Below are 25,669 nucleotides of genomic sequence, written 5' to 3' on the forward strand. Positions count from 1 at the left end.
GGGCTCAGCGGCGCCGGTGCACCAGCCGCCCCGCCACCACCGTGGCCAGGCACGCGCCGTCCGCGTCGAAGACGGCCAGATCCGCGCGGCCCGCCGGGGCGAGGACGGGCGGACGCGGCCGGTCCAGGACGGCGATGCCGCCCCGGTGGGCGGCCGCGCGCAGCTCGGGGTCGCCGAGGTGCCGCGCGAGCACGGCGGTGGCGCCCCGCCGCAGCAGGGCGTGGATCCGCTCCCGCGGGCTCGGCGCGTCCGGCACCGGGCCCTCGTGGACGCGGGCCGGGCCGAGCTCCCCGGGCCACTCCCGCACCCGGGCCCGCGGATAGACCCGCCGCAGCTCGTCCAGGGGCCCGATGGCCGCGATGCGGTCGCCGTCGACCGCGACGGCGGCGTCGTGCAGCGGCGCCGCGTCATCGGGGGCGGACCGGACGACGGGCGCCGCGTGGAGCGTGAGCATCAGGACGCCTGGATCACCGTCAGCTCGGGGTGGGCCGTGCCCCCGTCGATCGCCGTCGAGGACAGGTGCGAGACGACCTGGTCGTCGACCGGATCGTTCGCCGGATCGTCGTGCACCACCAGGTGCTCGTACGTCGTCGCGCGCTGCGCCGGGACCCGGCCGGCCGCGCGGATGAGGTGGAGGAGTTCCATCCGGTTGGAGCGGTGGCGGGCGCCCGCCGAGGAGACCACGTTCTCCTCCAGCATCACCGAGCCGAGGTCGTCCGCCCCGTAGTGCAGCGCCAGCTGGCCGGCCTCCTTGCCCACGGTCAGCCAGGAGCCCTGGATGTGGGCGACGTTGTCCAGGAAGAGCCGGGCGATGGCGATCATCCGCAGGTACTCGAAGACGGTCGCCTGGGTGCGGCCCTTCAGGTGGTTGTTCTCGGGCTGGTAGGTGTACGGGATGAAGGCGCGGAAACCACCCGTACGGTCCTGCACGTCCCGGATCATGCGGAGGTGCTCGATCCGCTCGGCGTTGGTCTCCCCGGTGCCCATCAGCATGGTGGTGGTGGACTCCACGCCCAGGTTGTGGGCGGTCTCCATGATCTCCAGCCAGCGCTCACCGGACTCCTTGAGGGGCGCGATGGCCTTGCGCGGCCGCTCGGGCAGCAGTTCGGCGCCCGCGCCCGCGAAGGAGTCCAGCCCGGCCGCGTGGATCCGGCGGATGGCCTCCTCGGCCGAGACGCCCGAGATCCGCGCCATGTGCTCGACCTCGGACGCCCCCAGCGAGTGGATCACCAGCTGCGGGAACGCCTTCTTGATGGCCGAGAAGTGCTTCTCGTAGTACTCCACGCCGTAGTCCGGGTGGTGGCCGCCCTGGAACATGATCTGCGTGCCGCCGAGTTCGACGGTCTCCGCACAGCGCCGCAGGATGTCGTCGAGGTCGCGGGTCCACCCCTTCGCGGTGTCCTTCGGCGGGGCGTAGAAGGCACAGAACTTGCAGGCCGTCACGCAGACGTTGGTGTAGTTGATGTTCCGTTCGATGATGTACGTCGCGATGTGCTCGGTGCCCGCGTAACGACGGCGCCGGGCGGCGTCGGCCGCGGCGCCCAGCGCGTGCAGCGGAGCCGAACGGTAAAGGTCGAGCGCCTCCTGGGGGGTGATCCGGCCCCCGCCTGCGGCGCGGTCGAGGACTGCCTGCACCTCTGCGTTTGCGGTCACCGGGACGTACCTTTCCGGAGGTTTACGGGTGGACCGACCCAGCGTACGTCAGCGCCTGCGGGCCCGTACGAGCACGTGTGCCGTACCGGCGTCCCCCGCCGCCGCACTCATCCGAGCTTGCGCAGGGTGCCCGTGGGGTCGCCCGCCTGTTTGTCCTTCGCCCGGTAGCTGATCTCCCGGTCGGAGGTGAGGGTGAACCGCTCGTCGGTCGAGGCGTCGCTGCACCCCTGCTGGGGCTCGGAGCCCTTGAGGCGGGCGTCGAGGTGCAGCTGTTTCGGGGTCGCCGAGACCAGCTTCCAGGCGCTGTCGCAGCGCAGCACCGACAGCTTGACCCGGCCGCTGGCGACGTCCTGCCCGATCCGGCCCTGCCGGAAGGTGATGGTCAGAGTGCCCACGGGGATGCCCGAGTCGGAGGTCAGCTCGCCCTGCCAGGTGCCGAGGAACGCCTTGGGCACGGCGCCCTCCCCGCCGCCGGCGCCGTCCCCTCCCTGCCCCGGGTTCGCCGCCGAGGCGGGCGGGCTCTTCGCGGCGCTGTGGTCGTCCTCACCGCCGCCGGCGCCGGGCAGCAGGTGGAAGGCCACGGCGGCGGTCGTCGCGGCGGCCAGCGCCCCCGCGACCGACAGCACCAGCGTGCAGCTCAGCGCCCTGGGGCGCTTCTTACCGCCGACGGCGGCGGAGAGCGCGACACCGCGGCCGCCCGGTTCCGGCGCCGAGGGGAGCGGATGGCCGGGCGGATGGCCGGGCGGCCGGTCCTGCGCGGGCTGGGCCTTCGCGTACGACGGCCGGTCCTCCGCTGGCAGCGCGTTCGCGTACGACGGGTCGGGCGGGCCGAAGGCGCCCAGTACGGGCGGGGCGGGGGCGGGCGGCGGCGTCGGGAGGTCCCCGGCGGACGGCCCGGCGGCGGGCGGCTCCGCGTCACCCCGCGGAGCCACGGCCTCCGCCTCCAGATCGAGCAGCTCCACCACCTGCCGGCCCACCCGTTCGACCAGCGCCCCCGGCAGCCAGCCCGGCCGTGCGAGCGCCGAGGCGCCGTCATCCGGGGCCAGCCGCCGTACGATCCGCTCGGGGGTGGGGCGGTCGGCCGGGCTCTTGGCCAGGCACGCGGCGACCAGATCGCGCAGCTCCCCGGTCAGCTCAGGGCCGAACCGGGGCTCGTCGTGCACCACCTTGTAGAGCAACGCGGCCGAGCTGTCGCCCGGGAACGGCGCCTTGCCGGTCGCCGCGTACGCCAGCACCGCGCCGAGCGAGAAGACGTCGGCCGGGCCGGCCACGTCCCCGCCCAGGATCTGCTCGGGCGACATATAGCCGGGCGAACCGATGGAGGCACCGGTCGAGGTCAGCGACACGGTGCCCTCGGTGGCCCGGGCGATACCGAAGTCGATCAGACGCGGCCCGTCGAGCGCGAGCAGCACATTGGACGGTTTGACGTCACGGTGGACCAGACCGAGCGCGTGCACCGCGGCCAGCGCCTCCGCCAGGCCCGCGCCCAGGGCCCGTACCGACGCCTCGGGCAACGGCCCCTCGTCGGACACCGCCTGACTGAGCGGCGGGCCCGCCACATAGCCGGTGGCCACCCATGGGATGCGCGCCTCCGGGTCGGCGTCCAGCACCGGTGCGGTGAAGGCACCGCCGACCCGGCGCGCGGCGTCGACCTCGCGCCGGAAGCGGGCGCGGAACTCCTCGTCCAGCGCGAACTGGGCGTGCACGACCTTGACCGCCACCGTGCGACCGCCGGCGCTGCGCCCCACATAGACCCGGCCCATGCCACCCGAACCGAGCCGTCCGAGCAGCCGGTACGCGCCGATGACCTGCGGGTCGTCCGCTCCCAGCGGATCCATCGCGTCTGCCTCCCCCTCCGTGCGCCGGTCCAGCTTAGGCGGTGCCCCCACCACCCACTGAAGGCCCGCGCGCCGGGGGAGGTCAGGTCAGCAACTGGACCCGGACGTCCGACGGGTAGCCGGCCGCCGGCCCGGTACGCCGGGCGAACTCGGCGATGCCCCTCAGCTGCGCCTCGCCGAGGCTGAAGTCGAGGGTGGTGAAATAACGCTCCAGCACCGAGGCCTCGAGCCGCTCCCAGCGCGCCGCCTGCTCGGCGACCTTGCCGACCTCCTCCAGGGAGAGGTTCCGCGAGGACAGGAACGCCTGGTGCACCGCGCGGACGATCTCCGGCTCCCGCTCCAGGTACTCCCGCCGGGCCGCCCACACCGCGAAGACGAAGGGGAGCCCGGTCCACTCCTTCCACATCTGCCCCAGGTCGTGGACCTGCAGCCCCAGCCGGGGCGCGTCCTGCAGATTGGCGCGCAGCGCGGCGTCCCCGATCAGCACCGCCGCCTCGGCCTCCTGCATCATCAGGCTGAGGTCGGGCGGGCAGGTGTAGTAATCGGGGGCGATCCCGTACCGCTCGGCGAGCAGCAGCCGGGCCAGGCGTACGGAGGTGCGCGAGGCGGAACCGAGCGCGACGCGCGCCCCGTCGAGCTGCTCCAGCGGCCGCTGCGAGACGATCACGCAGGACATCACCGGCCCGTCGCAGCCCACCGCGATGTCCGGAAGCGCGACGAGATCGTCGGCACTGCGCAGGTACTCCACGAGGCTGATCGGGCCGATGTCGAGATCACCGCGGACCAGCAGGTCGCTGAGCTCGTCGGGAGATGCCTTGGTGAGCTCGAAATCCAGGAGCGATCCGGTCCTGGCGAGCCCCCAGTACAAGGGCATGCAATTGAGGTACTGGATGTGGCCCACTTTCGGTCGGCTGAGCCGGTCACCGGCGGGCGGACTGATGCTTTCGGGGGCGCCTTGTGTACTCCGCGAGGGGGAACTCGGTGAATTGTCCACGTCTCGGAGGCTAGCCCCGCTCGCCCCCGAGAATGGCGGCGGGGTGGTCCGATAGCCTTGCCATCACTGACCACCGGCCGCTCGACCTGCGGCCTTATCCACCCCAAGTGCTCGGGAAACCCCTCGTTTTCGTGATCTTCGGCTCTTTCCCAGCGCACACGGAGCGTGCTACGCTCGCCGCAAGTTGCAGTTTGGTTTCCTTGCAGTACAGAGCCTGCGGAGCATGTAACCGCAGGCTTTTGTAGTTTTCAGACTTCTTGCAGGTTCTGGAGCAGGGCAACCCTTTGGCCCAAGGAGGGCTTATGGCTACCGGAACCGTCAAGTGGTTCAACGCCGAGAAGGGCTTCGGCTTCATCGCCCAGGACGGCGGCGGCCCCGATGTCTTCGTTCACTACTCCGCGATCAACGCGACCGGCTTCCGTTCTCTTGAGGAGAACCAGGCCGTGACCTTCGACGTCACCCAGGGCCCGAAGGGCCCGCAGGCGGAGAACGTCAGCGCGGTCTGATCCAGCAGCAGCACCACCCAAGGAGCCCTGCTCCCCGCCCGCCGGGGAAGCGGGGCTCCTGCCTTTCGCCCCCCACGCCGGGAAGTTCCTCCCCGCCCCCACGCGCCGTAAGGCGCTCACGGTCCGTGGGCGATCGGCGACGCGCCGCTGACTGGCCCGGTCCGCCGACCGCGACCCGCGCACGGCGCATCGTCCACCGCTCGACCACCCCCACCGGCCGCCCCGACGTCGTCTCCGCCACGGTCATCGTCCGCGACGACGGCACACCGGACGCCCGGCCGCTCATCACCTGGGGCATCGGCGCCGGCGGCCTCGCCGACGGCTGCGCGGGTCCGGCCGGTTCCCCCGGGGCACCGCGACCGAGGCCCCGCGGAGCGGCCTGGCGCTGCGCCGCGGCTGGGCTGTCGCCGTCACCGACTACGAGGGCTGGGCACCCCGGACGACCACCTCTACGGCCGACCGGTCCGAACCCGGCTGACGGACGAACCGGCCTGGGGCAACCACCCCTGACCACCACACCGGCCCGCGCGTCACCGTTCCCCGAACACCACACCAATCCGCGCGTCACCGTTCCCCGAACACCACACCAGCCCGCGCGTCACCGTTCCCCGAACACCACACCAATCCGCGCGTCACCCGGTCCGCTCGGGCGGCCACCGCTCCCCCCGCAGGAGGTTCCCCAGCCCGGCCCAGGCGAAGTTCATCAGGGTGGCCGCGGCCTCCTTGGCCGAGGGCCCGCCCGCCTTCCTGTCCCCCGCCCAGTCCGCGAGCGACTCGGCGGCGCCCACCAGCGCATGCGCGAGCCCGGACACCTCGGTGTCCGCGAGGCCCCGGGCCCGCGGTACCCCGCCCGCGCGCTCCCGCGCCGCCGCCCCTATCAGCTGCTTCACGAACTCCACGATCTCCGCCCGCATCGCGGCCACTTCGAGCGCGTAGGGCTGACCGCGCGTACGCGCCTGCGTGTGCAACAGCCGCCAGCCGTCGGGATGTTCGGCCGTATGCGCGAAGAAGCCGCTCAGCCCGCTCCACAACTGCCGGTCCGCGGGCGCGTCCCGCTCCACGGCGGCCCGCACCGCGGTCACCAGCGCCGCGGCCTCCCGCCGTATGCACGCCGTGAACAGCTCTTCCTTGGAGTGGAGATAGAGATAGACCAGCGGTTTGGAGACCCCGGCCAGTTCGGCGATGTCGTCCATCGAGGCATTCTGATAGCCGCTGCGCGCGAAGGCCCGCACCCCCGCGTCCAGCATCTGCTGCTCCCGCACCGCCCGTGGTACGCGCTTGCTCCTCGTCGCCCCGCCCACGCAGGCCGCCCCCTTCGATCGTGCCCCCGCACACATATCGCGGCAAGCCTACGTGGAGCCACCGACGCCGCCCTTGCCACGGCCGCCCGCCGCCGTCAAAGTTTCAACTGAGTACGCACCGCGCCCCGTTCAGCTCCGTCACGCAGCCGCGAAGGAGAACGAACGATGCCGAACCGCCGCCGAGCCGTCGCCGCGCTGACCGCGCTCGCCGCCGCGCCGCTCCTCCCCCTCCCCGCGGAAGCCCGTGCCGCGGGAACCGGCTCCTCCGCGGGCCGCTCCCCGGAAGCCCTTTCCGGCTCCCGGACGCCCGCCCACGCGCGCCTCGTCGCCGCGGACCGCGTCAGCGAACGCGTCCTCGACCTGACGATCGACTCCCCCGCCCTGGGCCGCGAGGGACACGCCCGCGTCCTCCTCCCCACCGGCTACGACCGGCGGCCCCACCGCCGCTGGCCCGTCCTCTACCTCCTCCACGGCTGCTGCGACCCGGGCCCCGGCTGGGAGGCGTGGACCCTCAACACCGACGTCGAGGGCATCACCGCCGACACCCCGGCCCTGATCGTCTCTCCCGAGGGCGGCCCCGTCGGCTTCTACTCCGACTGGTGGAACGGTGGCCGCTACGGCCCGCCCGCCTGGGAAACCTTTCACCTGGCCGAACTGCGCCCGCTGCTGGAGCGCGCCTTACGGGCCAACGGCCGCCGTGCGATCGCCGGTCTGTCCATGGGCGGCTTCGGCGCCCTCTCCTACGCCGCCCGCCACCCCCGTCTCTTCCGCGCGGCGGCGTCCTTCAGCGGGGTCGTCCACACCACCCTCGACCCGGCCGGGGTCCAGGGCATCCTCACGGGCGGCGGCGCCGACCCGACGGCCCTCTGGGGAGACCCGGCCGCCCAGTCCCCGCTCTGGGACGCCCACAACCCGTACGCCCTCATCCCCCGGCTCCCCCGCGGCTACCCGGTCTACCTCGCCTGCGGCAACGGCGCTCCCGGCCCCCTCGATCCCCCGAGCCGCCCCGAGGACACCCTGGAACGCGGCCTCGGCGAGATGGCCGGGCGCTACGCACGCCGCGCCCGCGGCCACGGCCTGGCCGTCACCGCCCACCTCTACGGCCCCGGCACCCACACCTGGCCCTACTGGGAGCGCGAGCTGACCCGCGCCCTCCCCCTGCTCACCGCCCCGCTCATCTGACCCGCCGAGGTTTGCTACGGTCGGGAGGAACCCGACGAGACGCGCCGTACCGGGACCCGCAAAGACGACGCACCCCGTAACGAGAGACTTCACGGAGGTGCCGTCATGGCATGGGTCCTGCTGGTCACGGCCGGGCTGTTCGAAATCTGCTGGTCGATCGGCATGAAGCTGAGCGACGGCTTCACCCGGCTGTGGCCCGGCGTGGTCACCGTCGCCGGTCTGATCGTGAGCATGGGGCTGCTGAGCGTGGCGGTGAAGAGCCTGCCCATCGGCACGGCCTACGGCGTCTGGGTCGGCATCGGCGCGGTCGGCACCGCGCTGCTGGGCATGCTCCTCTTCCACGAACCGGTCACCCCGGCCCGGATCTTCTTCCTGCTCCTGCTGGTGGTGGCCATCGTGGGCCTGGAGGCCACGGCGGGCGAGTGAACGACGAGTGCCCCCGGACCTCGGGCAGGTCCGGGGGCACGCTCGCCGTCAGGGACGTTACGCGGCGGCCAGCTGGTGCTCCGGCTTCTCGCGGTCGTCCAGCGGGGAGGCGCTGGCGTGGGCGTAGGCGTCGTGGTCGAGGATCTTCTCGCGGGCCGAGACGATCACCGGGATCAGCGACTGACCGGCCACGTTGGTGGCAGTCCTCATCATGTCCAGGACCGGGTCGATGGCCATCAGCAGGCCGACGCCCTCCAGGGGCAGGCCCAGGGTGGAGAGGGTCAGGGTCAGCATGACCGTGGCGCCCGTGAGGCCGGCGGTGGCGGCGGAGCCGATGACCGAGACGAAGGCGATCAGGAGGTAGTCGCCGAAGCCGAGGTGGACGTCGAAGATCTGGGCGATGAAGATCGCGGCGATCGCCGGGTAGATCGAGGCGCAGCCGTCCATCTTCGTCGTCGAGCCGAAGGGCACCGCGAAGGAGGCGTACTCCTTGGGGACGCCGAGGCGCTCGGTGACCTTCTGGGTCAGCGGCATGGTGCCGACCGAGGAGCGGGAGACGAAGGCGAGCTGGATGGCGGGCCAGGCGCCCTTGAAGAAGCTCAGGGGGTTGACCTTGGCGACCGTCGCGAGCAGCAGCGGGTAGACGCCGAACATCACCAGCGCGCAGCCGATGTAGATGTCGGCGGTGAAGGTCGCGTACTTGCCGATCAGGTTCCAGCCGTAGTCGGCGATGGCGGTGCCGATCAGGCCGAGGGTGCCCAGCGGGGCGAGGCGGATGACCCACCACAGGGCCTTCTGGAGCAGTTCGAGCACCGACTGGCTCAGGGTGAGGATCGGCTTGGCCTTCTCGCCGAGCTGGAGGGCGGCGACACCCGCGACGGCGGCGAGGAAGACGATCTGCAGGACGTTCAGCTCGGTGAACGGCGTGATGACGTCGGTCGGCACGATGCCGGTGAGGAAGTCCAGCCAGGAGCCCGCGTGGTCCGGCTTGGCGCCGTCCTTGGGGGTCAGATCGGTGCCGGCGCCGGGGTTGGTGATCAGGCCGATCGCGAGGCCGATGGCGACGGCTATGAGCGAGGTGGCCATGAACCACAGCAGGGTGCGGGTCGCCAGCCGGGCGGCGTTGTTGACGTTCCGCAGATTGGTGATCGAGATCAGGATCGCGAAGAACACCAGCGGGGCGACGGCGAGCTTCAGCAGCTGGACGAAGATCGATCCGATCTTGTCGAGCGTGGTGACCAGCCAGCCGACATCACCGCTGCGGGCGATCCAGCCCAGGACCACACCGAGGACCAGACCCAGCAGGATCTGCGCCCAGAACGGCACCTTGGGCAGACGGAAGGACGACGGCCCCTGGGGGGACGCCTTGAGGGCGGACGACAACGGACACACTCCGGGGAGGTATGAGGGCGGGAGAAAGCCAGGAGTCCGTACGGGATCTCCGGCCGCTGTGCGTGAGGTGGATCAGCGGCGACGACAGGCCGCGGACAGGCAGCGGCAAAGATCGATGTGCAGGCGCGCCACGAGCGGAACGCTCGCTGAGATGAGGGGCGCGGCTGCTGTCTTCATGACAAGTACGTTAACACCGCCGCTTTGAGGAACCCAAAGAAAATCTTTGGGTTCTGAGGGACGGAAACGCATCAACGCCCCTTGTGACAGCGGAAGCTGACACAAGGGGCGTTGTGAAACGTGCCGGGGTGTGTGAGGAGGGTTACAGTCCCGCGCCGGTCAGACGACGCCGTCCTCCTGGCTCTGGTTCGCCGCCAGCCGCTCCTTGGCGCGGTCCACCTTCTCGGCGACCTGGACGGCCATGGCCTCCCGCGGCCTGCGCAGCATCACCCAGCTGAGCGGCGCGGAGACGACCAGCGCGAGCAGCGCCACCCAGAAGAGGTTGGAGTCGCCGAGACCGGAGGGCAGCACCCGGAAGTAGACCAGGGCCCAGATGGCCAGGAACGAACCGACGAAGATTCCCAGGCGCATGAGGGTGTAGCGGAACGTGGCACTCGGCGTGAAGGACACGGCTCGTCCTCTTTCTGCGGGGAGTTGCTGGGAGAACTGCTGGGTGTTTTGGCTGGGAGAACCTGTCCTTCCAGTGAACCATGCCCGGTTTTCGATCAATTAAGGGGCAGCCACATGGTGACGTCGTCGCGGAAGTCGTCGTCCGCGACCCTGATCGCGTCGGGCACCCGCCCGACCTCCTTGTAGCCGCACGCCGCGTAGAAACGGTCCGCCCCGGTGCCGCCGCGGCAGGTGAGCCGGATCCCCCGGATGCCGTCCATACCGCGGGCGGCGTCCTCGGCTGCGGCCATGAGGGCACGGCCGTGTCCCTTGCCCTGGTGGGAGGGGTGCACCATCACGGTGTAGAGCCAGCACCAGTGGCGCATCAGCCGGTGGGTGTTGAAGGTGAAGAAGGCGGTGGCGGCCACGGCACCGTCCTCGTCGCGGCCGATCAGCAGGCGGGTCCGGCCCTCGGTCATCGCGGCGAGGTGCTTGAGCAGATCGGGCCGTATGTCGTCCTTGGCCACGGGCGGTACGAAGCCGACGGCGCCGCCCGCGTTCGAGACGTCGGCCCACAGGGCGCAGATGGAATCGAGCAGCTCGGGGGTGGTCTCGGGGTCGAGTTCGAAGCGCAGGGGCATGGGGCCGACGATACCCATGGGGCTCGCCACGGCAGCGCACGGGCCCTCGGCGCCGTCCTTACGGTGCGCACGGGTCGTTCGCACCGCTCTTATGGCCCGCACGGGGCGGCGGCACCGCCTTTACGGCCCGCACCGGGCGTTCGCGCCGTCCTTACGGTGCGGACCGGGCGTTCCGCATCGCCCTTACGGTGCGTACCGCGGTGGCGCCGCCCTTGCGGACCCGAACCCGCCGTCCCGCACCGCGTCCCGCCGCCCGTGCGTGCGGGAGGCTCAGCCGAGGACCTCCGCCGCGACCCTCAGATCCGCCACCAGGCCCTCGTACACCGCCTCCCGGTCATCGGCGCGCAGCACCGCGGAGGGGTGGATCGTGGGGACGACCAGCCCGCCGTGCGCCGGTCCCGACGCATCGCTCTCCAGCCGCGTCCCGCGCTCCTTGGTCACCCGGAACGACGAGCCCAGCAGCGCCTTGCCCGCCGTGGCGCCGAGCGCCACGATCACCTCGGGGTCGATCAGCTCCACCTCGGCCTCGAGCCACGGCCCGCAGGCGGAGATCTCGCGCAGGCTGGGCGGCTTGTGGATGCGCCGCTTGCCGCGCTCGGGGACGTGGGTGAACTTGAAGTGCTTGACGGCGTTGGTGACGTACGTCTCGTCCGGGTCGATCCCGGCCTCGTCCAGGGCGCGGTCGAGGACCTTGCCCGCCGGGCCCACGAAGGGCTTGCCCTGCCGGTCCTCCTGGTCGCCGGGCTGCTCGCCGACGAGCATGACCCGGGCGCCCGGGTCACCGGCGCCGAAGACCGTGCGGGTGGCATCGCGGTGCAGCGGGCAGCCGCGGCACCCGGCGGCCGCTTTCCGGAGCGCGCCCAGATCGGCGCCCTCCGGAACGAAGGGGGCGGCGGTGTACGCGTCCTCGGGGCTCTTCGTACCGGCCATGGCCCCCGGGTGCCCCGCCCGGCGGCCGTTAGTCAGCGGCCGCCGGGCGGTGAGCGCGAGGGGTCATACGCGCATCGGCTGCGGGGTCTCGCGCCGGGCCGGGTCCGGGCCCTCGTACTCGCGGATGATCTCGTAGCGGGTGTTCCGCTCCACCGGCCGGAAGCCGGCGTCCCGGATCAGCTCGAGCAGGTCGTCCCGGGTGAGCTTGTTGGGCGTCCCGTAGTTGTCGGCGTCGTGGGTGATCTTGTACTCGACGACCGAGCCGTCCATGTCGTCCGCGCCGTGGTTGAGCGCGAGCTGCGCGGTCCGCACGCCGTGCATCACCCAGAAGACCTTCACATGCGGCACGTTGTCGAACAGCAGCCGGGAGACCGCGAAGGTCTTCAGCGCCTCCGCGCCGGTCGCCATGGTGGTGCGGGCCTGGAGCCGGTTGCGGATCTTGCCGTCCTTCATGTCCACGAAGTCGTGCTGGTACCGCAGGGGGATGAAGACCTGGAAGCCGCCGGTCTCGTCCTGGAGCTCACGCAGGCGCAGCACGTGGTCCACCCGGTGGCGGGGCTCCTCGATATGCCCGTAGAGCATCGTGCACGGGGTCTTGAGCCCCTTCTCGTGCGCGAGGCGGTGGATGCGCGACCAGTCCTCCCAGTGGGTGTCGTGGTCGACGATGTGCTGCCGGACCTCCCAGTCGAAGATCTCGGCGCCGCCGCCGGTCAGCGACTCCAGTCCGGCGTCGATCAGCTCGTCGAGGATCTCCGAGGCCGGCATTCCGGAGATCTTCTCGAAGTGGTGGATCTCGGTGGCGGTGAACGCCTTCAGCGAGACCTGCGGGAGGGCCTCCTTGAGCGCCTTGAGCGACCGCGGGTAGTAGCGCCAGGGAAGCGTGGGGTGCAGGCCGTTGACGATGTGCAGCTCGGTGAGGTTCTCGTTCTCCATCGCCTTGGCGAGGCGGACGGCCTCCTCGATGCGCATCGTGTACGCGTCCTTCTCGCCGGGCTTGCGCTGGAAGGAGCAGTACGCACAGGACGCGGTGCACACGTTCGTCATGTTGAGGTGACGGTTGACGTTGAAGTGCACGACGTCGCCGTTCTTGCGGGTGCGCACCTCGTGGGCGAGGCCGCCCAGCCAGGCCAGGTCGTCGGACTCGTAGAGGGCGACGCCGTCCTCCCGGGAGAGCCGCTCACCGGCGCGGACCTTCTCTTCCAACTCCCTCTTGAAACCGGCGTCGTGTGTGGTCGCCGTCACGCGGTCGCCTCCCATACGTCTGCTGATGTCAGCCTTCGCCGAGACTACGCCTCGATGTCCTCGGGAAGTTCGCCGACCCGGTTCTCCCACTTCGTGGAGAGCACGATGGTGGTACGGGTGCGGGAGACGCCCTTGGTGCCGGAGAGCCGGCGGATGGTGCGCTCCAGGCCGTCCACGTCGGAGGCGCGGACCTTGAGCATGTAGGAGTCGTCGCCCGCGATGAACCAGCAGTCCTCGATCTCGGCGAGGCCGCGCAGCCGGTGGGCCACGTCCTCGTGGTCGGTGGCGTCCGAGAGCTGGATGCCGATCAGGGCGGTGACCCCGAGTCCGAGTGAGGCGGCGTCGACGGTCGCGCGATAGCCGGTGATCACCCCGGCGGCCTCCAGGCGGTTGATCCGGTCCGTGACGCTGGGCCCGGAGAGGCCGACGAGCCTGCCGAGTTCCGCGTACGAGGCCCGGCCGTTCTCCCGCAGGGCCTGGATGAGCTGCCTGTCCACCGCGTCCATAAGCACGTACGCCTTCCATTATCCAGAGTTTGACCGAGACTACATGTAGAATCTAAGGCAACAGGGCCACAAGTCCTGCAAATCTTTCAGGCGATCGACCTGTTTCCCTCAGGAGATGAGACTCACCGTGTACACGATCGAAGGTCTCGAGGCCCGCATGCTCGAGCTGCGGGACCTGGCCAGCCGCTCGCGTGCAGTCCGTACCACCGACCGGCCCGCCTCCCGTACGGCCCGCCGCGCGGCCGTCGTCGCGGCCCGCGCCGCACGCGCCAGGCGGCGCTGGACCCGCTAGGGCCCGCTCGCAACGAGGGCGCCCTGCTCCCGACGGCCGGCACGGCCGCCCGCCGCGCTGCCGCATCGCCCGAGGACGCCCCGTACGGGGGCGACGCTCCGCCTCGCGATCGACCGCACCGGACTCCCCCGGCTACCGCTGGGAGGTGCCCCCCGTTCGCGGCAGGGTGCCCCCTGTGACCACAGCCCCTGGTCCGGCCACAGGCCCTAGGCCGTTCCCCGGTCCCGGTCCCCACCGAGTTCCCCCTCCCACCGGCGGTACAGCTTGTGCGGCACCCCCGCCGCGTCCAGCGCCCGCCCCGCGACGAAGTCCACCAGATCCTGGATGTGCGTCGCCCCCGCGTAGAACGCCGGCGAGGCGGGCAGTACCACCGCGCCCGCCTCGTCCAGCGTCACCAGATGCCGCAGCGTCTGCCCGTTCAGCGGGGTCTCACGCACCGCGACCACGAGCCTGCGCCGTTCCTTGAGCGTGACGCTCGCGGCCCGCTGGAGCAGATCCTTCGACAGCCCGAGCGCCACCCCGGCCACACACGCGGTGCTCGCCGGGACGATCAGCATCCCCTTGGTCGGATACGAACCGGAGGACGGCCCGGCCGCCAGGTCCCCGGCCGCCCAGTGGGTAACGTCCGCGACCCCGGAGGGCACCTCGAACGCGTCCGGCGTGCCGTCCGCACCGCGCGAGAGCCAGCGGCGCAGATCGTCGCGCCAGTGGGCGTCCCGGAACGCGATCCCCGTCTCGTCCAGCAGCGTCAGCCGGGACGCCCGGCTGACCACCAGGTCGACGGCCTCCCCCGCCGCCAGCAGCGCGCGCAGCACCGCGGCGGCGTACGGCGTCCCGGACGCGCCGGACACACCGACCACCCAGGGACGGCGCCGGCTCACTTCTTCGTGCGGCCCGTAAGGCTCATGCGGCCAGTAGGGCTCGTGCTGCCCATAAGGCTCGTGCTGCCCATCAGATTCGTGCTGCCCGTAAGGCTCGTGCGGCGGCTCCACACCACCGAGCCTATCCGGCGGGTCTCACCGGCCGAGGCCCCGCACCACGAGGTCCAGCAGCGCACAGCAGAAGAGGGCGATCCCGATGAAGCCGTTGACCGTGAAGAAGGCACGGTTCAGCCGGGACAGGTCGCCGGGCCGCACGATCGTGTGCTCGTACGCGAACGCCGCGGCGACGATCAGCAGCCCCACCCAGAAGAACGCTCCGGCGTCCGTGGCCAGCGCGTACCAGACCAGCAGGGCCGTGGTGACCACATGGCAGACCCGCGCCCCGTACAGCGCGCCCGCGATGCCGAAGCGGGCCGGCACCGACCGCACCCCGTGCGCCCGGTCGGCCGCCACGTCCTGGCAGGCGTAGATCAGGTCGAAGCCGCCGATCCAGACGCCGATCGCCAGCCCGAGGATCACCGCGTCCCACGACCACTCCCCGGTGACCCCGATCCAGGCGCCGATCGGGCCGATGGCCTGTGCCAGGCCCAGGATGGCGTGCGGATAGTCGGTGAACCGCTTGCCGTACGGATAGACCACCATCGGCACCACCGCGACCGGCGCCAGCGCCAGGCACAGCGGCCCCAGCAGCCCGGCCGCGCCCAGGAAGACGGCGAGCGCGATGAGCGCGCCGGTCCACGCGGTGCGCACCGACATCGCGCCGGTGACCAGCTCACGGCCGGCGGTGCGCGGATTGCGGGCGTCGATCTCACGGTCGATGATCCGGTTGCAGGCCATCGCGAAGGTGCGCAGGCCCACCATGGCGACCGTGATCAGCAGCAGTCGCGTCCAGTGGACGGTGCCGTCCCACAGCTGCATCGCGGTCAGGGCCGCGGTGTAGGCGAAGGGCAGGGCGAAGACCGAGTGCTCGATCATCACCAGCCGCAGAAACGCGCGGACCCGGCCGGGCGGCGCGGGTTCGGGGCCGAAGAGATCGGAGGTCGCGGAATCGGCGCTCACAGCCCGTACTCCTTCCATCGCTTTGTCACCCGATCGGCGGTCTCCGGGTCGGACATGACCATGCGTGGCCATCCGCCGTCGCGCGCATAGCCCTCCTCGGGCCACTTCGCGGTGGCGTCGATACCCGCCTTACCGCCCCAGAACTGCTGGTACGAGGCGTGGTCGAGGTGGTCGACGGGGCCTTCGACGACGGTCAGGTCGCGGGCGTAGTCGGTGTTCCCCAGGGCGCGCCAGGAGACCTCGTGCAGATCGTGCACATCGCAGTCGGCGTCGACCACGACGATGAGCTTGGTGAGCGACATCATGTGGGCACCCCAGATGGCGTGCATCACCTTCTGCGCGTGCTTGGGGTACTTCTTGTCGATCGAGACGATCGCACAGTTGTGGAAACCGCCGGACTCGGGGAGGTGGTAGTCCACGATGTCGGGGATGATGATCTTGAGCAGCGGGAGGAAGAACCGCTCGGTCGCCCTCCCCAGCGGCCCGTCCTCGGTCGGCGGACGCCCCACCACGATCGACTGGAGCAGCGGCCGCCGCCGCATGGTCACACAGTCGATGGTGAGGGCCGGGAACGGCTCCTGGGGCGTGTAGAAGCCCGTGTGGTCGCCGAACGGCCCCTCCGGCAGCATCTCGCCCGGCTCCAGCCAGCCCTCGATGACGACCTCGGCGGCCGCCGGGACCTGGAGCGGCACCGTCTTGCAGTCGACCATCTCGACCCGCCGGCCCTGGAGGAACCCCGCGAAGAGGTATTCGTCGATGTCGCCGGGCAGCGGCGCGGTCGCCGCGTAGGTCACGGCGGGCGGCGCGCCGAAGGCGATCGCCACCGGCAGCTTCTCCCCGCGCCGGGCGGCCACTTGGTAGTGGTTGCGGCTGTCCTTGTGGATCTGCCAGTGCATGCCGATGGTGCGGCGGTCGTGGCGCTGGAGGCGGTACAGGCCGAGGTTGCGCACCCCGGTCTCGGGATGCTTGGTGTGGGTGAGGCCGAGGTTGAAGAACGACCCGCCGTCCTCGGGCCAGGTGAACAGCGCCGGAAGCTCGTCCAGATCGACGTCGTCGCCGGTGCGGACCACCTCCTGGACGGGCGCTTCCTTCACCTTCCTCGGCGGCACGTGGGCCACCGAGCCGAGCTTCCCGAACGCCTCGCGCAGCCCGCCGAGCCCCTGCGGCAGCTCGGGCTTGACCAGCCCGCCGATCTTCTCGCCGAGCTCGTCGTACGAGCTGAGGCCGAGGGCCTTGAGGAGCCGGCGGTCGGTGCCGAAGACGTTCATGGCCAGCGGCATCGCCGAGCCCTTGACGTTCTCGAAGAGCAGCGCGGGCCCGCCCGCCTTGTTGACCCTGTCGACGATCTCCCCGACCTCCAGGTACGGATCGACTTCGGCCCTGACCCGCTTGAGGTCGCCTTCCCTGTCGAGCGCCCGCAGAAAGGAACGAAGATCGTCATAAGCCATACGACCCAGTATCCGGTACGCACTACCCTGGTCCCGTAACTGGGGCCCGAGCCACCGGCCCCGAACACCACACGCAGGGGGATGGCCTCATGCTCCGGGTGCTGATGATCCTCGTGCCGCTGGCACTGAGCATCTATGCGTTCATCGACTGCATCACCACCGACGAGCAGGACGTGCGCTATATCCCCAAGCCCATCTGGGCGATTCTGGTCCTGCTGTTCCCCGTCGTGGGCTCCGTCTCCTGGCTGATCGCGGGCCGTAAGCGGGCCGTCCCCGGAAACGGTGGGTGGGGCGGGAGCCGGGGCGCGGCCGTCGGCGGCTGGGTCGCGCCGGACGACAACCCCGAGTTCCTCAAGTCCCTGAACGACAAGGGCCGTAAGGACGACGGGGACGGGACGGCCGACACGCCCGGCGACCGCGCTCCGGACCGCGACGAGGAGCGCCTGAAGGACTGGGAGGCGGACCTCCGCCGCCGCGAGGAGGAGCTGCGCCGCAAGGGCGAGGGGCCCGGCTCGGGTTCCGGTTCCGGCTCCGGACCCGAGGACACTCCGCCGCCGGCCGCGCCCTGAAGAGGCCACCGGCCGCGTCCGGAAAGAAGCGCCGACCGCGCGCCGAAAGGGGCGCCGGACCGCCGGTGCCCGCCCGTACCACAACGGCCGGTTCGTATGACGTGTCATACGAACCGGCCGTTGTGGTGTTCGGTGTCAGACCCCGGCGTAGGAGTGCTTGCCGGTGATGAAGATGTTGACGCCGTAGTAGTTGAACAGGTAGCAGGCGAAGGCGATCAGCGCGAGGTAGGCGGCCTTGCGGCCCTTCCACCCCGCGGTGGCGCGGGCGTGCAGGTAGCAGGCGTAGGCGACCCAGGTGATGAAGGACCAGACCTCCTTGGGGTCCCAGCCCCAGTAGCGGCCCCAGGCAGCCTCGGCCCAGATCGCGCCCGCGATGATCGTGAAGGTCCACAGCGGGAAGACCGTGGCGTTGATGCGGTACGCGAACTTGTCCAGCGACGCCGCCGACGGCACCCGCGCCAGCACGGACTTGACGGCCTGGCGGTACTGCTTGCCCTCCGGGTTCTCCAGCTGTGCCTCGTAGCGGTCGCGGAAGAGGTAGAGCAGCGTGGAGACGGCTCCGATGTAGAGCGCGGCGCCGGAGATGATCGCGCAGCTGACGTGGATCCACAGCCAGTACGAGTGCAGGGCCGGAACCAACTGGTCGCTGGCGGTGTACAAGACAGAGACGGCGAGACCGAGGTCGAGGAGGACCGTGGTGACGAGGGGCAGCCCGATCCAGCGCACATTCTTCTTCAGCACCAGCAGGACGAGGTACGTGGCGACCGCGACCATGGCGAAGGTCGTGGAGAACTCATACATGTTGCCCCACGGGGCCCGCCGCACGGACAGCGCGCGGAAGAGGACGCCCACGGCATGAAAGAGGAAGGCCAGTACGGTCAGGCCCACCGCGATCCGGCCGTACACATCGCCCTGTTCGGTGCCGCCCGCGGCGCCCGGACCGTCCGGGACGTCACGGCTGCCCGCCGCGGAGCGCGTGACGATCTTCGGGCGCTCCAGTACGGCGGTGGCGCCGCGCTGCCCGCCGGCCTGCACGGTCACCGTGGCACGCTGGGCGGCCTCGGCGCCGGAGGTGATCGCGGCGGCGGTGCGGCCGACGGCGCTGCGGCTGCCGAACACCCACTCGGCGATATGCGCCAGGAAGGCGAGGGTGTAGACCGCCATCGCCGAGTAGATCAGCACGTTGCTGTAATGAGCCAGGTTCTCGTTGACTTCGGCGGCGAGGTTCACGCGCGCGCTCCTTCGGCAGGATCTGCGGGATCTGCGGTGTCGGATGCGGATTCCGGGGTGGGGTCCTTGGCGGGTCCCTCCTCGGATCCCCTGACGGAGTTCTCCTCGGAGTTCCCGACGGAGTTCTCCGCGGATTCCTTGGTGGAGTCCTGGGTGGAGTCCGTCGTGGATTCCGGGCCGGGCTCCGGGTCGGGTTCCGCGTCCGGGGCCGGGGGTGCGTCCGCCTGCAGACGGACGGCCAGGTCGGCGAGTTCTTCGGGGAGCTTGGCGTACTCGGTGCGGCCGAGCCCCGCCATCTCGACGACGGTGGTGCCGTCCGCGCCCGTCACCGCGCGCACCCACACCCGGCGGCGCTGGATGAACAGGGAGCCGGCCAGGCCCACCAGGGCGGCGACGGCGCCGATGAGGGCGCCCTGGTCACCCGGCTTGTGCGAGATCTGGAAGCTGGCCCACTCCTTGACGCCGTCGAACGACAGGGTTCCGGCGCCGTTCGGCAGTTTCATGGTGTCGCCGACCGCGAGCGCCCGGGCGAACTTGGTCTTGCCGTCGGACTCCATGAACTGCTTCATCCGCGACTTGTCCAGCTGGTACACGCTCTGCGGCGTACCGCCGTCGACGCCGAGGCTGCCGTGGTAGGCGGTCAGGACCAGCGTCGGGTTGTCCAGCGCCGGGAAGACGGAGAACATGCCGTGGCTGCGCACCCAGGTCGGCAGGAACTGCCCCTGGAAGCCGATTTGGTCCTTTTTGCCGTTCTTGTCCCGGTAGTCCGGAACCTTGATGACCACGCTCTCGGTGAGGTTGGCCCCGTCGATCGGCAGCCCGACCACCGGCCCCTGGTATGTGACGTCGCCCTTGCCGTCCCGGATGGTGACGACCGGCGAGTAACCGTGGTTCAGCAGGTAGACCTTGTAGCCCGAGATCTCCAGCGGCTCGTTCACCTTGATGGAGGTCTTGCGGGCCGCGCCGTCCGCGCCCTCCCAGTAGGTGATGTCGGCGCGGAAGGTGCGCGGGGTGCGCATCTGCGGACCGTTGCGTTCATAGGTCGCGGTGAAGCGGTCCAGCTGGAAGCCGAAGGGGGCGAGATCGTCGCTGTTGAACAGCTGCCCGGTCTTGATGTCGTCGTACTGGGTGCGGCTGTTGGAGAAGCCGCCGCCCTCGGTGATCAGGCTGGTGCCCTCGGTCTTCCACAGCTGCCCGGCGGCGAAGGACACCAGCAGCACGATCAGCGCGATGTGGAAGAGCAGATTGCCCACCTCGCGCAGATAGCCCTTCTCCGCGGCCACCGCGTCGCCCGAGGCGTGGACCCGGAAGCGGCGCCGCTTCATGATCTTCTGAGCGGCCAGCAGCACCTGCTCCGGCTCGGCCTCGCTGCGCCAGGTGGTGTACGCGGGAAGCCGGGTGAGCCGGCGGGGCGCGGCCGGCGGGCGGCCACGCAGCTGGCCGATGAACTGCCAGGTCCGCGGCACGATGCAGCCGATGAGGGAGATGAACAGCAGAAGATAGACCGCCGAGAACCACACCGAGCTGTAGACGTGGAACAGCTGGAGCTTCTCGTAGATCGGCGTGAGCGTGGGGTGCCGGTTCTGGAAGTCCTGCACCTTGAGCTGGTCGATGCTGGTCTGCGGGACCAGGGAGCCGGGGATCGTGGCGAGGGAGAGCAGCAGGAGCAGCAGCAGCGCGACCCGCATCGAGGTCAGCTGCCGCCAGAACCACCGGGCCCAGCCGAGCGGCCCCAGCGAGGGGACGTTGATCTCCTCGGCCGGGGCGGTGGACAGCTGCGACCCCGCGACGCCGAGCTCGCGCTCCTCGCCGGCCGCGCCGCTGTCGGGCGCGGTGCCGCCCTCGGGCGGCGTACCGGCCTCCTTGCCGGCCGCGGTGTCGGTATCGGTGGTGGACATCGATCAGATCCCAACGTTGAAGCCCTGAGCCCAGGTCTGCATGGAGCCCATCATGGTGTCCCAGACACCTGTGAGCAGCAGCACCCCCAGGACGACGAGCATGCCGCCCCCGGCTCGCATCACCCACAGGTAGTGCCGCTTGACCCAGCCGAAGGCACCGAGCGCCCGGCGGTAGGCCACCGCGACCACCACGAACGGCAGCCCGAGCCCCACGCAGTACGCGGCGGTGAGCAGGGCCCCGCGCCCCGCGCTCGCCTCATTGAACGCCAGGGCGTTGACGGCGGTGAGCGTCGGCCCCAGACACGGCGTCCAGCCGACGCCGAACAGGGCACCCAGCACCGGCGCCCCCGCGAGCCCCAGCGTGGGCTTGATGTGGAAGCGGAACTCCCGCTGTCCGAACCCCTTGAGCAGTCCCATGAAGGCGAGGCCCATCACGACCGTGACGACCCCGAGGAGCTTGGAGATGGTCTCCTTGTGTTCCTGCAGCGTCCAGCCGAAGTTGCCGAAGAGCGCGCCCCCGGAGACGAAGACCGCGGTGAAGCCGAGCACGAAGAGCGAGGCGCCCGCGACCATCCGGCCGCGCTTGGCCTCGGCCAGATCCGTGCCCGTGACCCCGGTCACATACGACATATAGCCGGGCACCAGCGGCAGCACACACGGGGAGAAGAAGGAGACCAGCCCGCCGAGCAGGGCGACCGGAAGCGCCAGCAGCAGCGCCCCGGTCAGGACGGTCTGGTTGGGGTCGGTGGAGCCGGCCAGGGTGCTCACGGAGGTCACTTCTCCGCGATCAGCGGCTCGAGCATCGCGCGCAGGCGCTCCTCGCTGAGCGGCGTCAGGGCGCGGGCCGCGATCCTGCCCTCGCGGTCCAGGACGATCGTCGAGGGGATGGCCTGCGGGTTGAGACTGCCCTTGGGGAAGCGCAGCATGAGCTTCCCGATCGGGTCGTACAGGCTCGGGTAGCCGACGTTGTATTCCTTCTCGAACTTCAGAGCGGGGGCGGGGTTGTCGTCACGGGTGTTGATCCCGATGAACTGCACACCCTTGGCCTTGGTGTCCTTGGCGACCTTGGCGAGGTTCGGCGCCTCGGCCCGGCAGGGGGCGCACCACGAGCCCCAGACGTTCAGGACCACGATCTTGCCCTTGTAGTCCGCCACGTCCAGCGGCTTGCCCTCCAGGGTCTTCCCCGAGAGCTGGGGGACGTCCTTGCGGCCGCCCTCGGGCACGGTGTCCACGCCGCCCTTGCCCTGGACGAACTTGGTGTCGGCGGAGCCGCCCGAGGCGCCGCCCCCACTGCAAGCGGTCAGGGACAACGCGGCAACCGCAGCCCCGATGGCCAGCACGGTTGCGCGACGACGGGTCGCGAGGCCCCGAGGGGCACGGCAGGCACTCATGTGAAAAGTTTCGCATGGGCCTTTTGGGGATCTTCGCCACCCCCCTCCGGGCCTCCGGCCGGCCCCGCGGACCGTACGGCCCGCACCGCCCGGGGCTCACCGCACACCACCTGCGGCGCCGCCCGTACGACCGCTCCGCTCCCGCCGCCGCCCGCACGACCGCTCCCGGACCGCTCCCGCCGCCGCCCGGACCACGCCGCCCGCACCACCGCTCCCGGCGCCATTCCCGGCGCCGCCCGCGCGCCGTGCGGGTCCGGCCGTCAGCGGCTGTTCGGACTCCACGCCTGGCCCACGCCGAGCCCGCGCAGATCGGCCAGGACCGCGGGGTCCTGCGCGTCCAGCCAGTCGGTGAACTGCTTGAAGGAGACCAGCCGGACGTCCTTCCGCTTCTCGTCGGCCATGTGCTTGAGCGCCTCTTCGACGGCATCCATGTAGATTCCGCCGTTCCACTGCTCGAAGTGGTTTCCGATGAAGAGCGGGGCGCGATTGGTCTCGTACGCCCGCTGGAAACCGGCTATGTACGCGTCGGTGGCCTGCTTGCGCCAGCCCGGGTAGTTCGCGGGCGGGGCATTGGTGGAATTCCGCGACTGGTTCGCCAGCATGTTGTAGTCCATCGAGAGCACCTCGAAGGAGTGTCCGGGAAAGGGAATCTGCTGCAGCGGGAAGTCCCACACCCCCTGCTGCTTCGACGGCCACACCTGGCGCCCGCCCGGCGAGCTGGCGTCATAGCGCCACCCGAGCTCCCGGGCGGTCGGCAGCAAATTCGTCTGGCCCTTCAGGCACGGGGTGCGGCCGCCGATCAGCTCTTTGCGGTAGTCGAAAGGCAGCGGCTCCACATCGGTGAAGCGGGTGTTCGTCCGCCACTGTGTGACGAAGGACACGGCCTGTTCGATCTCGGACTTCCACTGGGCGGGCGTCCAGTACTCCACGGAACCGCTTCCGGAGCAGAAGTGGCCATTGAAATGGGTGCCGATCTCATGGCCCTCGAGCCACGCCTGGCGCACGTTACGCAGCGTCTCCTTGATGTGCTCATCGGTGAGGTAACCGATGTCGGAGGCGCCCACCGGGTTGTTCGGCGGCCGGTACAGCGACTTCTTCGACTCCGGCAGGCAGTAGATACCGGAGAGGAAGAACGTCATGGTCGCACCGTGGTCTCTGGCCAGTTTGCGGAATCGCGGGAAGAGACCGTTGCCGACCTCTCCCGCGCCGTCCCAGGAAAAGACCACGAACTGCGGCGGCTTCTGGCCCCGTTCCAGCCGCTCCGGCTCCGGGGCCTTCGGCTGCCGGGCACCGTGCGAAGTGGAGCCGTCACCGATCGGCTTCGCCTGAGTCGTCTTCGCCGGTTTCGGCGTGCCGGATCCGGAGGAGGAACAGCCGGCTACGGTCAGTGACGCCGCCGCTCCCATACCGAGACCGAGGATCCCCCTCCGGCTGACCTCACGCATAACGCCCTCAATTCGCACTCGCCGTTCTGATTGCCCGGGGTGTCCGGACAACCCTGGAGATGGCGAGGCGAATAGCGGGGTTCCGAAAAAACGCGGTCAATTACACGCCCGAGACAAATGTCTCCGCCGCGCACGCGGACCGCGGCCGTGGCCCGGTCATGGGACCGGTCATGCCCCGTAGCCCTTGGCGGCCCCCTTTACCGGCTTGGCGCCCGCGAGCAGATGGGCCGGGACCAGATCGCGGGCAGGTTCGCTGTAGCCCACCGACACGATCCGGTCACCGCGGTAGGTGAAGCTGGTGAGGCTGGCCAGCGTGCACTGCCGCTTGCGCGGGTCGTGCCACAGCCGCCGCCGCTCCACGAAACTGCGCACGATCCAGATGGGCAGCTGATGGCTGACGCACACCGCCTCGTGCCCGCGTGCGGTGTCCCGCGCCCGGCCCAGCGCCGCCATCATCCGCACCACCTGGTCGACATAGGGCTCACCCCAGGACGGGCGGAAGGGGTTGGTGAGATGACGCCAGTTGGCCGGTTTGCGCAGCGCGCCGTCGCCGACGCCGAAGGTCTTGCCCTGGAAGACGTTCGCCGCCTCGATCAGCCGCTCGTCCGAGGCCACGTCCAGGCCGTGCGCCTTGGCGATCGGCGCCGCCGTCTCCTGCGCCCGCTCCAGCGGGGAGGCGACCACATGGGTGATGTCACGGTCGGCGAGGTGCTCGGCGACCCGGTCGGCCATCTTCCGCCCCAGGTCCGAGAGGTGGTAGCCGGGCAGCCTGCCGTACAGCACACCCTCCGGGTTGTGCACCTCGCCGTGGCGCATCACATGGACGACGGTGATGTCGTTCTCGCTCTGTGTCATGTCACCCATCATTCAGTGGCCTCGGCGGCGGCCCGCGCCGCCCCCGGCAGCGCCGCCGCCACCCGCTCCAGCGCCCGCTCGTCGTGCGCCGTGGAGACGAACCACGCCTCGAAGGCGGACGGCGGGAGGTAGACGCCCTGCGACAGCATCGAGTGGAAGAAGGCGGTGAAGCGGAACGCCTCCTGCGCCTTGGCCTTCTCGTAGTCGGTGACCTCGTCGCCGGTGAAGAAGACCGAGAACATACTTCCCGCGGCCTGCACCCGGTGCTCCACGCCCTCCTTGGAGAGCGCCTCCGTCACCATCGCCCGCAGCCGCTCGGAGACCGCGTCGAGTTGTCCGTACGCCGCGTCGTCCAGCAGCCGCAGCTGCGCGACGCCCGCGGCCGTCGCGACCGGGTTCCCGGACAGCGTGCCCGCCTGGTAGACCGGCCCGGCCGGGGCCAGCCGCTCCATGACCTCCGCGCGCCCGCCGAAGGCCGCGGCCGGGAAGCCGCCGCCCATGACCTTGCCGAAGGTCATCAGGTCCGGCTCCACACCGTCCAGCCCGTACCACCCGGCCCTGGAGACCCGGAAGCCGGTCATGACCTCGTCGGAGATGTACAGCGCGCCGTGGTCGGCGCACAGCTGCTTCAGGCCCGCGTTGAACCCGGGCAGCGGCGGCACCACGCCCATGTTGCCCGGCGACGCCTCGGTGATCACACAGGCGATCTCCCCGGGGTGCGCGACGAAGGCCGCCCGGACCGCCTCCAGGTCGTTGTACGGCAGCACCAGGGTCTCCCCCGCCTGCGCTCCGGTCACCCCCGGAGTGTCCGGCAGCCCGAAGGTCGCCACCCCGGACCCGGCCGCGGCCAGCAGGGCGTCCACATGCCCGTGGTAACAACCGGCGAACTTGATCACCTTCGAGCGGCCGGTGAACCCGCGGGCCAGCCGGATCGCCGACATCGTCGCCTCGGTGCCGGACGACACCAGGCGCACCTGCTCGACGGGGGCGACCCGCGCCACGATCTCCTCGGCGAGCTCGACCTCGCCCTCACCCGGCGTGCCGAACGACGTACCGCGGGCGACGGCGGCCTGCACGGCCGCGGTGACCTCGGGGTGGGAGTGACCGAGGATCATCGGCCCCCATGAACACACGAGGTCCACATACTCACGTCCGTCGGCATCGGTGAGGTACGGACCATCACCGGACACCATGAACCGGGGCGTACCCCCCACGGCGCGGAACGCCCGCACCGGAGAGTTCACGCCTCCGGGCGTCACGGCGGCCGCGCGATCGAAAAGCGTCTGCGAAACTGGGGCTGCGTACGAATAGCTCACGCAAGCCATGTTGTCAGAGGCCGACGGAGTCCTGCGGCCGGGCGTTTCACAGCCCGCGCGCGGGGGAG

At 70.8% G+C, this 25,669-nt stretch carries 26 protein-coding genes and 1 riboswitch; of the genes, 5 read left to right on the forward strand and 21 right to left on the reverse strand.

All coding sequences use genetic code 11. The annotated features are described in order from the left end of the window. Window positions 1-4: 4 nt before the first annotated feature. The 4 genes from AXW62_RS06180 to AXW62_RS06195 form a co-directional block, all read right to left on the reverse strand. On the reverse strand, window positions 5-454 hold the full coding sequence (locus tag AXW62_RS06180; RefSeq protein WP_060943600.1) for an imidazolonepropionase-like domain-containing protein: 450 nt from the start codon (window positions 452-454) through the stop codon (window positions 5-7). Continuing rightward, complete coding sequence (gene mqnC, locus AXW62_RS06185) at window positions 454-1,653, reverse strand: cyclic dehypoxanthinyl futalosine synthase (protein WP_030834866.1); 1,200 nt, start codon at window positions 1,651-1,653, stop codon at window positions 454-456. The genes AXW62_RS06180 and mqnC overlap by 1 nt, the downstream gene beginning before the upstream one ends. A gap of 107 nt (window positions 1,654-1,760) precedes the next feature. Then, the gene (locus AXW62_RS06190) at window positions 1,761-3,491 is read right to left on the reverse strand and encodes a serine/threonine-protein kinase (RefSeq protein ID WP_060943601.1); all 1,731 of its coding nucleotides are present in this window, start codon (window positions 3,489-3,491) and stop codon (window positions 1,761-1,763) included. Between the two features lie 82 nt (window positions 3,492-3,573). Beyond that, a complete protein-coding gene (locus AXW62_RS06195) occupies window positions 3,574-4,431 on the reverse strand; it encodes a menaquinone biosynthetic enzyme MqnA/MqnD family protein (RefSeq protein WP_079105355.1) in 858 nt (285 codons plus the stop codon). A gap of 356 nt (window positions 4,432-4,787) precedes the next feature. On the opposite strand from AXW62_RS06195, the gene AXW62_RS06200 reads away from it, so the two are divergent. After that, window positions 4,788-4,991, forward strand: a complete 204-nt coding sequence (locus AXW62_RS06200) for a cold-shock protein (protein ID WP_030834854.1) — start codon at window positions 4,788-4,790, stop codon at window positions 4,989-4,991. A gap of 632 nt (window positions 4,992-5,623) precedes the next feature. Here the strand turns inward: AXW62_RS06200 and AXW62_RS06205 are convergent. Then, window positions 5,624-6,238 (reverse strand): TetR/AcrR family transcriptional regulator, encoded by a 615-nt coding sequence (locus AXW62_RS06205; RefSeq protein WP_252368512.1) that lies wholly within the window; start codon window positions 6,236-6,238, stop codon window positions 5,624-5,626. Between the two features lie 219 nt (window positions 6,239-6,457). On the opposite strand from AXW62_RS06205, the gene AXW62_RS06210 reads away from it, so the two are divergent. Next, entirely contained in the window at window positions 6,458-7,474 is a 1,017-nt protein-coding gene (locus AXW62_RS06210; RefSeq protein ID WP_060943604.1) for an alpha/beta hydrolase, read from the forward strand. Window positions 7,475-7,482: 8 nt separating this feature from the next. Continuing rightward, a riboswitch (guanidine-III (ykkC-III) riboswitch) is annotated at window positions 7,483-7,548 on the forward strand. A gap of 31 nt (window positions 7,549-7,579) precedes the next feature. After that, the gene (locus AXW62_RS06215) at window positions 7,580-7,900 is read left to right on the forward strand and encodes a DMT family transporter (RefSeq protein ID WP_030834843.1); all 321 of its coding nucleotides are present in this window, start codon (window positions 7,580-7,582) and stop codon (window positions 7,898-7,900) included. Between the two features lie 57 nt (window positions 7,901-7,957). Here the strand turns inward: AXW62_RS06215 and AXW62_RS06220 are convergent, their stop codons facing one another. The 6 genes from AXW62_RS06220 to AXW62_RS06245 form a co-directional block, all read right to left on the reverse strand. Beyond that, window positions 7,958-9,283: a dicarboxylate/amino acid:cation symporter gene (locus AXW62_RS06220; protein WP_102884854.1), complete on the reverse strand. Its 1,326-nt coding sequence runs from the start codon at window positions 9,281-9,283 to the stop codon at window positions 7,958-7,960. 345 nt (window positions 9,284-9,628) lie between these two features. Further along, window positions 9,629-9,919, reverse strand: a complete 291-nt coding sequence (locus AXW62_RS06225; protein ID WP_030834838.1) for a DUF4229 domain-containing protein — start codon at window positions 9,917-9,919, stop codon at window positions 9,629-9,631. Window positions 9,920-10,014: 95 nt separating this feature from the next. Beyond that, a complete protein-coding gene (locus AXW62_RS06230; protein WP_030834835.1) occupies window positions 10,015-10,539 on the reverse strand; it encodes a GNAT family N-acetyltransferase in 525 nt (174 codons plus the stop codon). 270 nt (window positions 10,540-10,809) lie between these two features. After that, complete coding sequence (locus tag AXW62_RS06235) at window positions 10,810-11,469, reverse strand: UdgX family uracil-DNA binding protein (RefSeq protein WP_060943606.1); 660 nt, start codon at window positions 11,467-11,469, stop codon at window positions 10,810-10,812. A gap of 63 nt (window positions 11,470-11,532) precedes the next feature. Beyond that, the gene (mqnE, locus tag AXW62_RS06240) at window positions 11,533-12,711 is read right to left on the reverse strand and encodes an aminofutalosine synthase MqnE (RefSeq protein WP_244502720.1); all 1,179 of its coding nucleotides are present in this window, start codon (window positions 12,709-12,711) and stop codon (window positions 11,533-11,535) included. A 44-nt stretch (window positions 12,712-12,755) separates the two neighbouring features. After that, a complete protein-coding gene (locus AXW62_RS06245) occupies window positions 12,756-13,217 on the reverse strand; it encodes an Lrp/AsnC family transcriptional regulator (protein ID WP_030834826.1) in 462 nt (153 codons plus the stop codon). Between the two features lie 115 nt (window positions 13,218-13,332). Here AXW62_RS06245 and AXW62_RS44370 point away from each other — a divergent pair, with 115 nt between their 5' ends. Beyond that, window positions 13,333-13,509 carry a hypothetical protein gene (locus AXW62_RS44370; RefSeq protein ID WP_164502470.1) on the forward strand — a complete coding sequence of 59 codons (177 nt, stop codon included), beginning with the start codon at window positions 13,333-13,335 and terminating at the stop codon, window positions 13,507-13,509. 206 nt (window positions 13,510-13,715) lie between these two features. Here the strand turns inward: AXW62_RS44370 and AXW62_RS06250 are convergent, their stop codons facing one another. The 3 genes from AXW62_RS06250 to AXW62_RS06260 all read right to left on the reverse strand — a co-directional run bounded on the left by AXW62_RS06250 (window position 13,716) and on the right by AXW62_RS06260 (window position 16,897). After that, window positions 13,716-14,390: a UbiX family flavin prenyltransferase gene (locus tag AXW62_RS06250; protein ID WP_060943607.1), complete on the reverse strand. Its 675-nt coding sequence runs from the start codon at window positions 14,388-14,390 to the stop codon at window positions 13,716-13,718. A 135-nt stretch (window positions 14,391-14,525) separates the two neighbouring features. Continuing rightward, entirely contained in the window at window positions 14,526-15,449 is a 924-nt protein-coding gene (gene mqnP, locus AXW62_RS06255) for a menaquinone biosynthesis prenyltransferase MqnP (protein ID WP_102884860.1), read from the reverse strand. Continuing rightward, window positions 15,446-16,897, reverse strand: coding sequence for a menaquinone biosynthesis decarboxylase (locus tag AXW62_RS06260; protein ID WP_060943609.1), 1,452 nt, complete (start codon window positions 16,895-16,897; stop codon window positions 15,446-15,448). The genes mqnP and AXW62_RS06260 overlap by 4 nt, the downstream gene beginning before the upstream one ends. An 89-nt stretch (window positions 16,898-16,986) precedes the next feature. On the opposite strand from AXW62_RS06260, the gene AXW62_RS06265 reads away from it, so the two are divergent. Beyond that, complete coding sequence (locus AXW62_RS06265) at window positions 16,987-17,466, forward strand: PLD nuclease N-terminal domain-containing protein (RefSeq protein WP_030834814.1); 480 nt, start codon at window positions 16,987-16,989, stop codon at window positions 17,464-17,466. Window positions 17,467-17,601: 135 nt separating this feature from the next. Here AXW62_RS06265 and ccsB read toward each other — a convergent pair whose 3' ends face one another. The 7 genes from ccsB to hemL form a co-directional block, all read right to left on the reverse strand. Beyond that, the gene (gene ccsB / locus AXW62_RS06270) at window positions 17,602-18,696 is read right to left on the reverse strand and encodes a c-type cytochrome biogenesis protein CcsB (protein ID WP_060943610.1); all 1,095 of its coding nucleotides are present in this window, start codon (window positions 18,694-18,696) and stop codon (window positions 17,602-17,604) included. Further along, a complete protein-coding gene (gene resB / locus AXW62_RS06275) occupies window positions 18,693-20,594 on the reverse strand; it encodes a cytochrome c biogenesis protein ResB (protein ID WP_060943611.1) in 1,902 nt (633 codons plus the stop codon). The genes ccsB and resB overlap by 4 nt, the downstream gene beginning before the upstream one ends. Window positions 20,595-20,597: 3 nt before the next feature. Further along, entirely contained in the window at window positions 20,598-21,362 is a 765-nt protein-coding gene (locus tag AXW62_RS06280; protein WP_030834805.1) for a cytochrome c biogenesis CcdA family protein, read from the reverse strand. 5 nt (window positions 21,363-21,367) lie between these two features. Then, window positions 21,368-21,985: a TlpA family protein disulfide reductase gene (locus tag AXW62_RS06285; protein WP_060943612.1), complete on the reverse strand. Its 618-nt coding sequence runs from the start codon at window positions 21,983-21,985 to the stop codon at window positions 21,368-21,370. A gap of 260 nt (window positions 21,986-22,245) precedes the next feature. After that, window positions 22,246-23,430: a polysaccharide deacetylase family protein gene (locus AXW62_RS06290; protein ID WP_060943613.1), complete on the reverse strand. Its 1,185-nt coding sequence runs from the start codon at window positions 23,428-23,430 to the stop codon at window positions 22,246-22,248. Window positions 23,431-23,598: 168 nt separating this feature from the next. Beyond that, window positions 23,599-24,285: a histidine phosphatase family protein gene (locus tag AXW62_RS06295; RefSeq protein ID WP_174556357.1), complete on the reverse strand. Its 687-nt coding sequence runs from the start codon at window positions 24,283-24,285 to the stop codon at window positions 23,599-23,601. An 8-nt stretch (window positions 24,286-24,293) separates the two neighbouring features. Continuing rightward, a complete protein-coding gene (hemL, locus tag AXW62_RS06300) occupies window positions 24,294-25,610 on the reverse strand; it encodes a glutamate-1-semialdehyde 2,1-aminomutase (RefSeq protein ID WP_030834792.1) in 1,317 nt (438 codons plus the stop codon). Window positions 25,611-25,669 lie beyond the last annotated feature (59 nt).

The sequence above is a fragment of the Streptomyces hygroscopicus subsp. hygroscopicus genome (assembly GCF_001553455.1).
GTDB lineage: Bacteria > Actinomycetota > Actinomycetes > Streptomycetales > Streptomycetaceae > Streptomyces > Streptomyces hygroscopicus.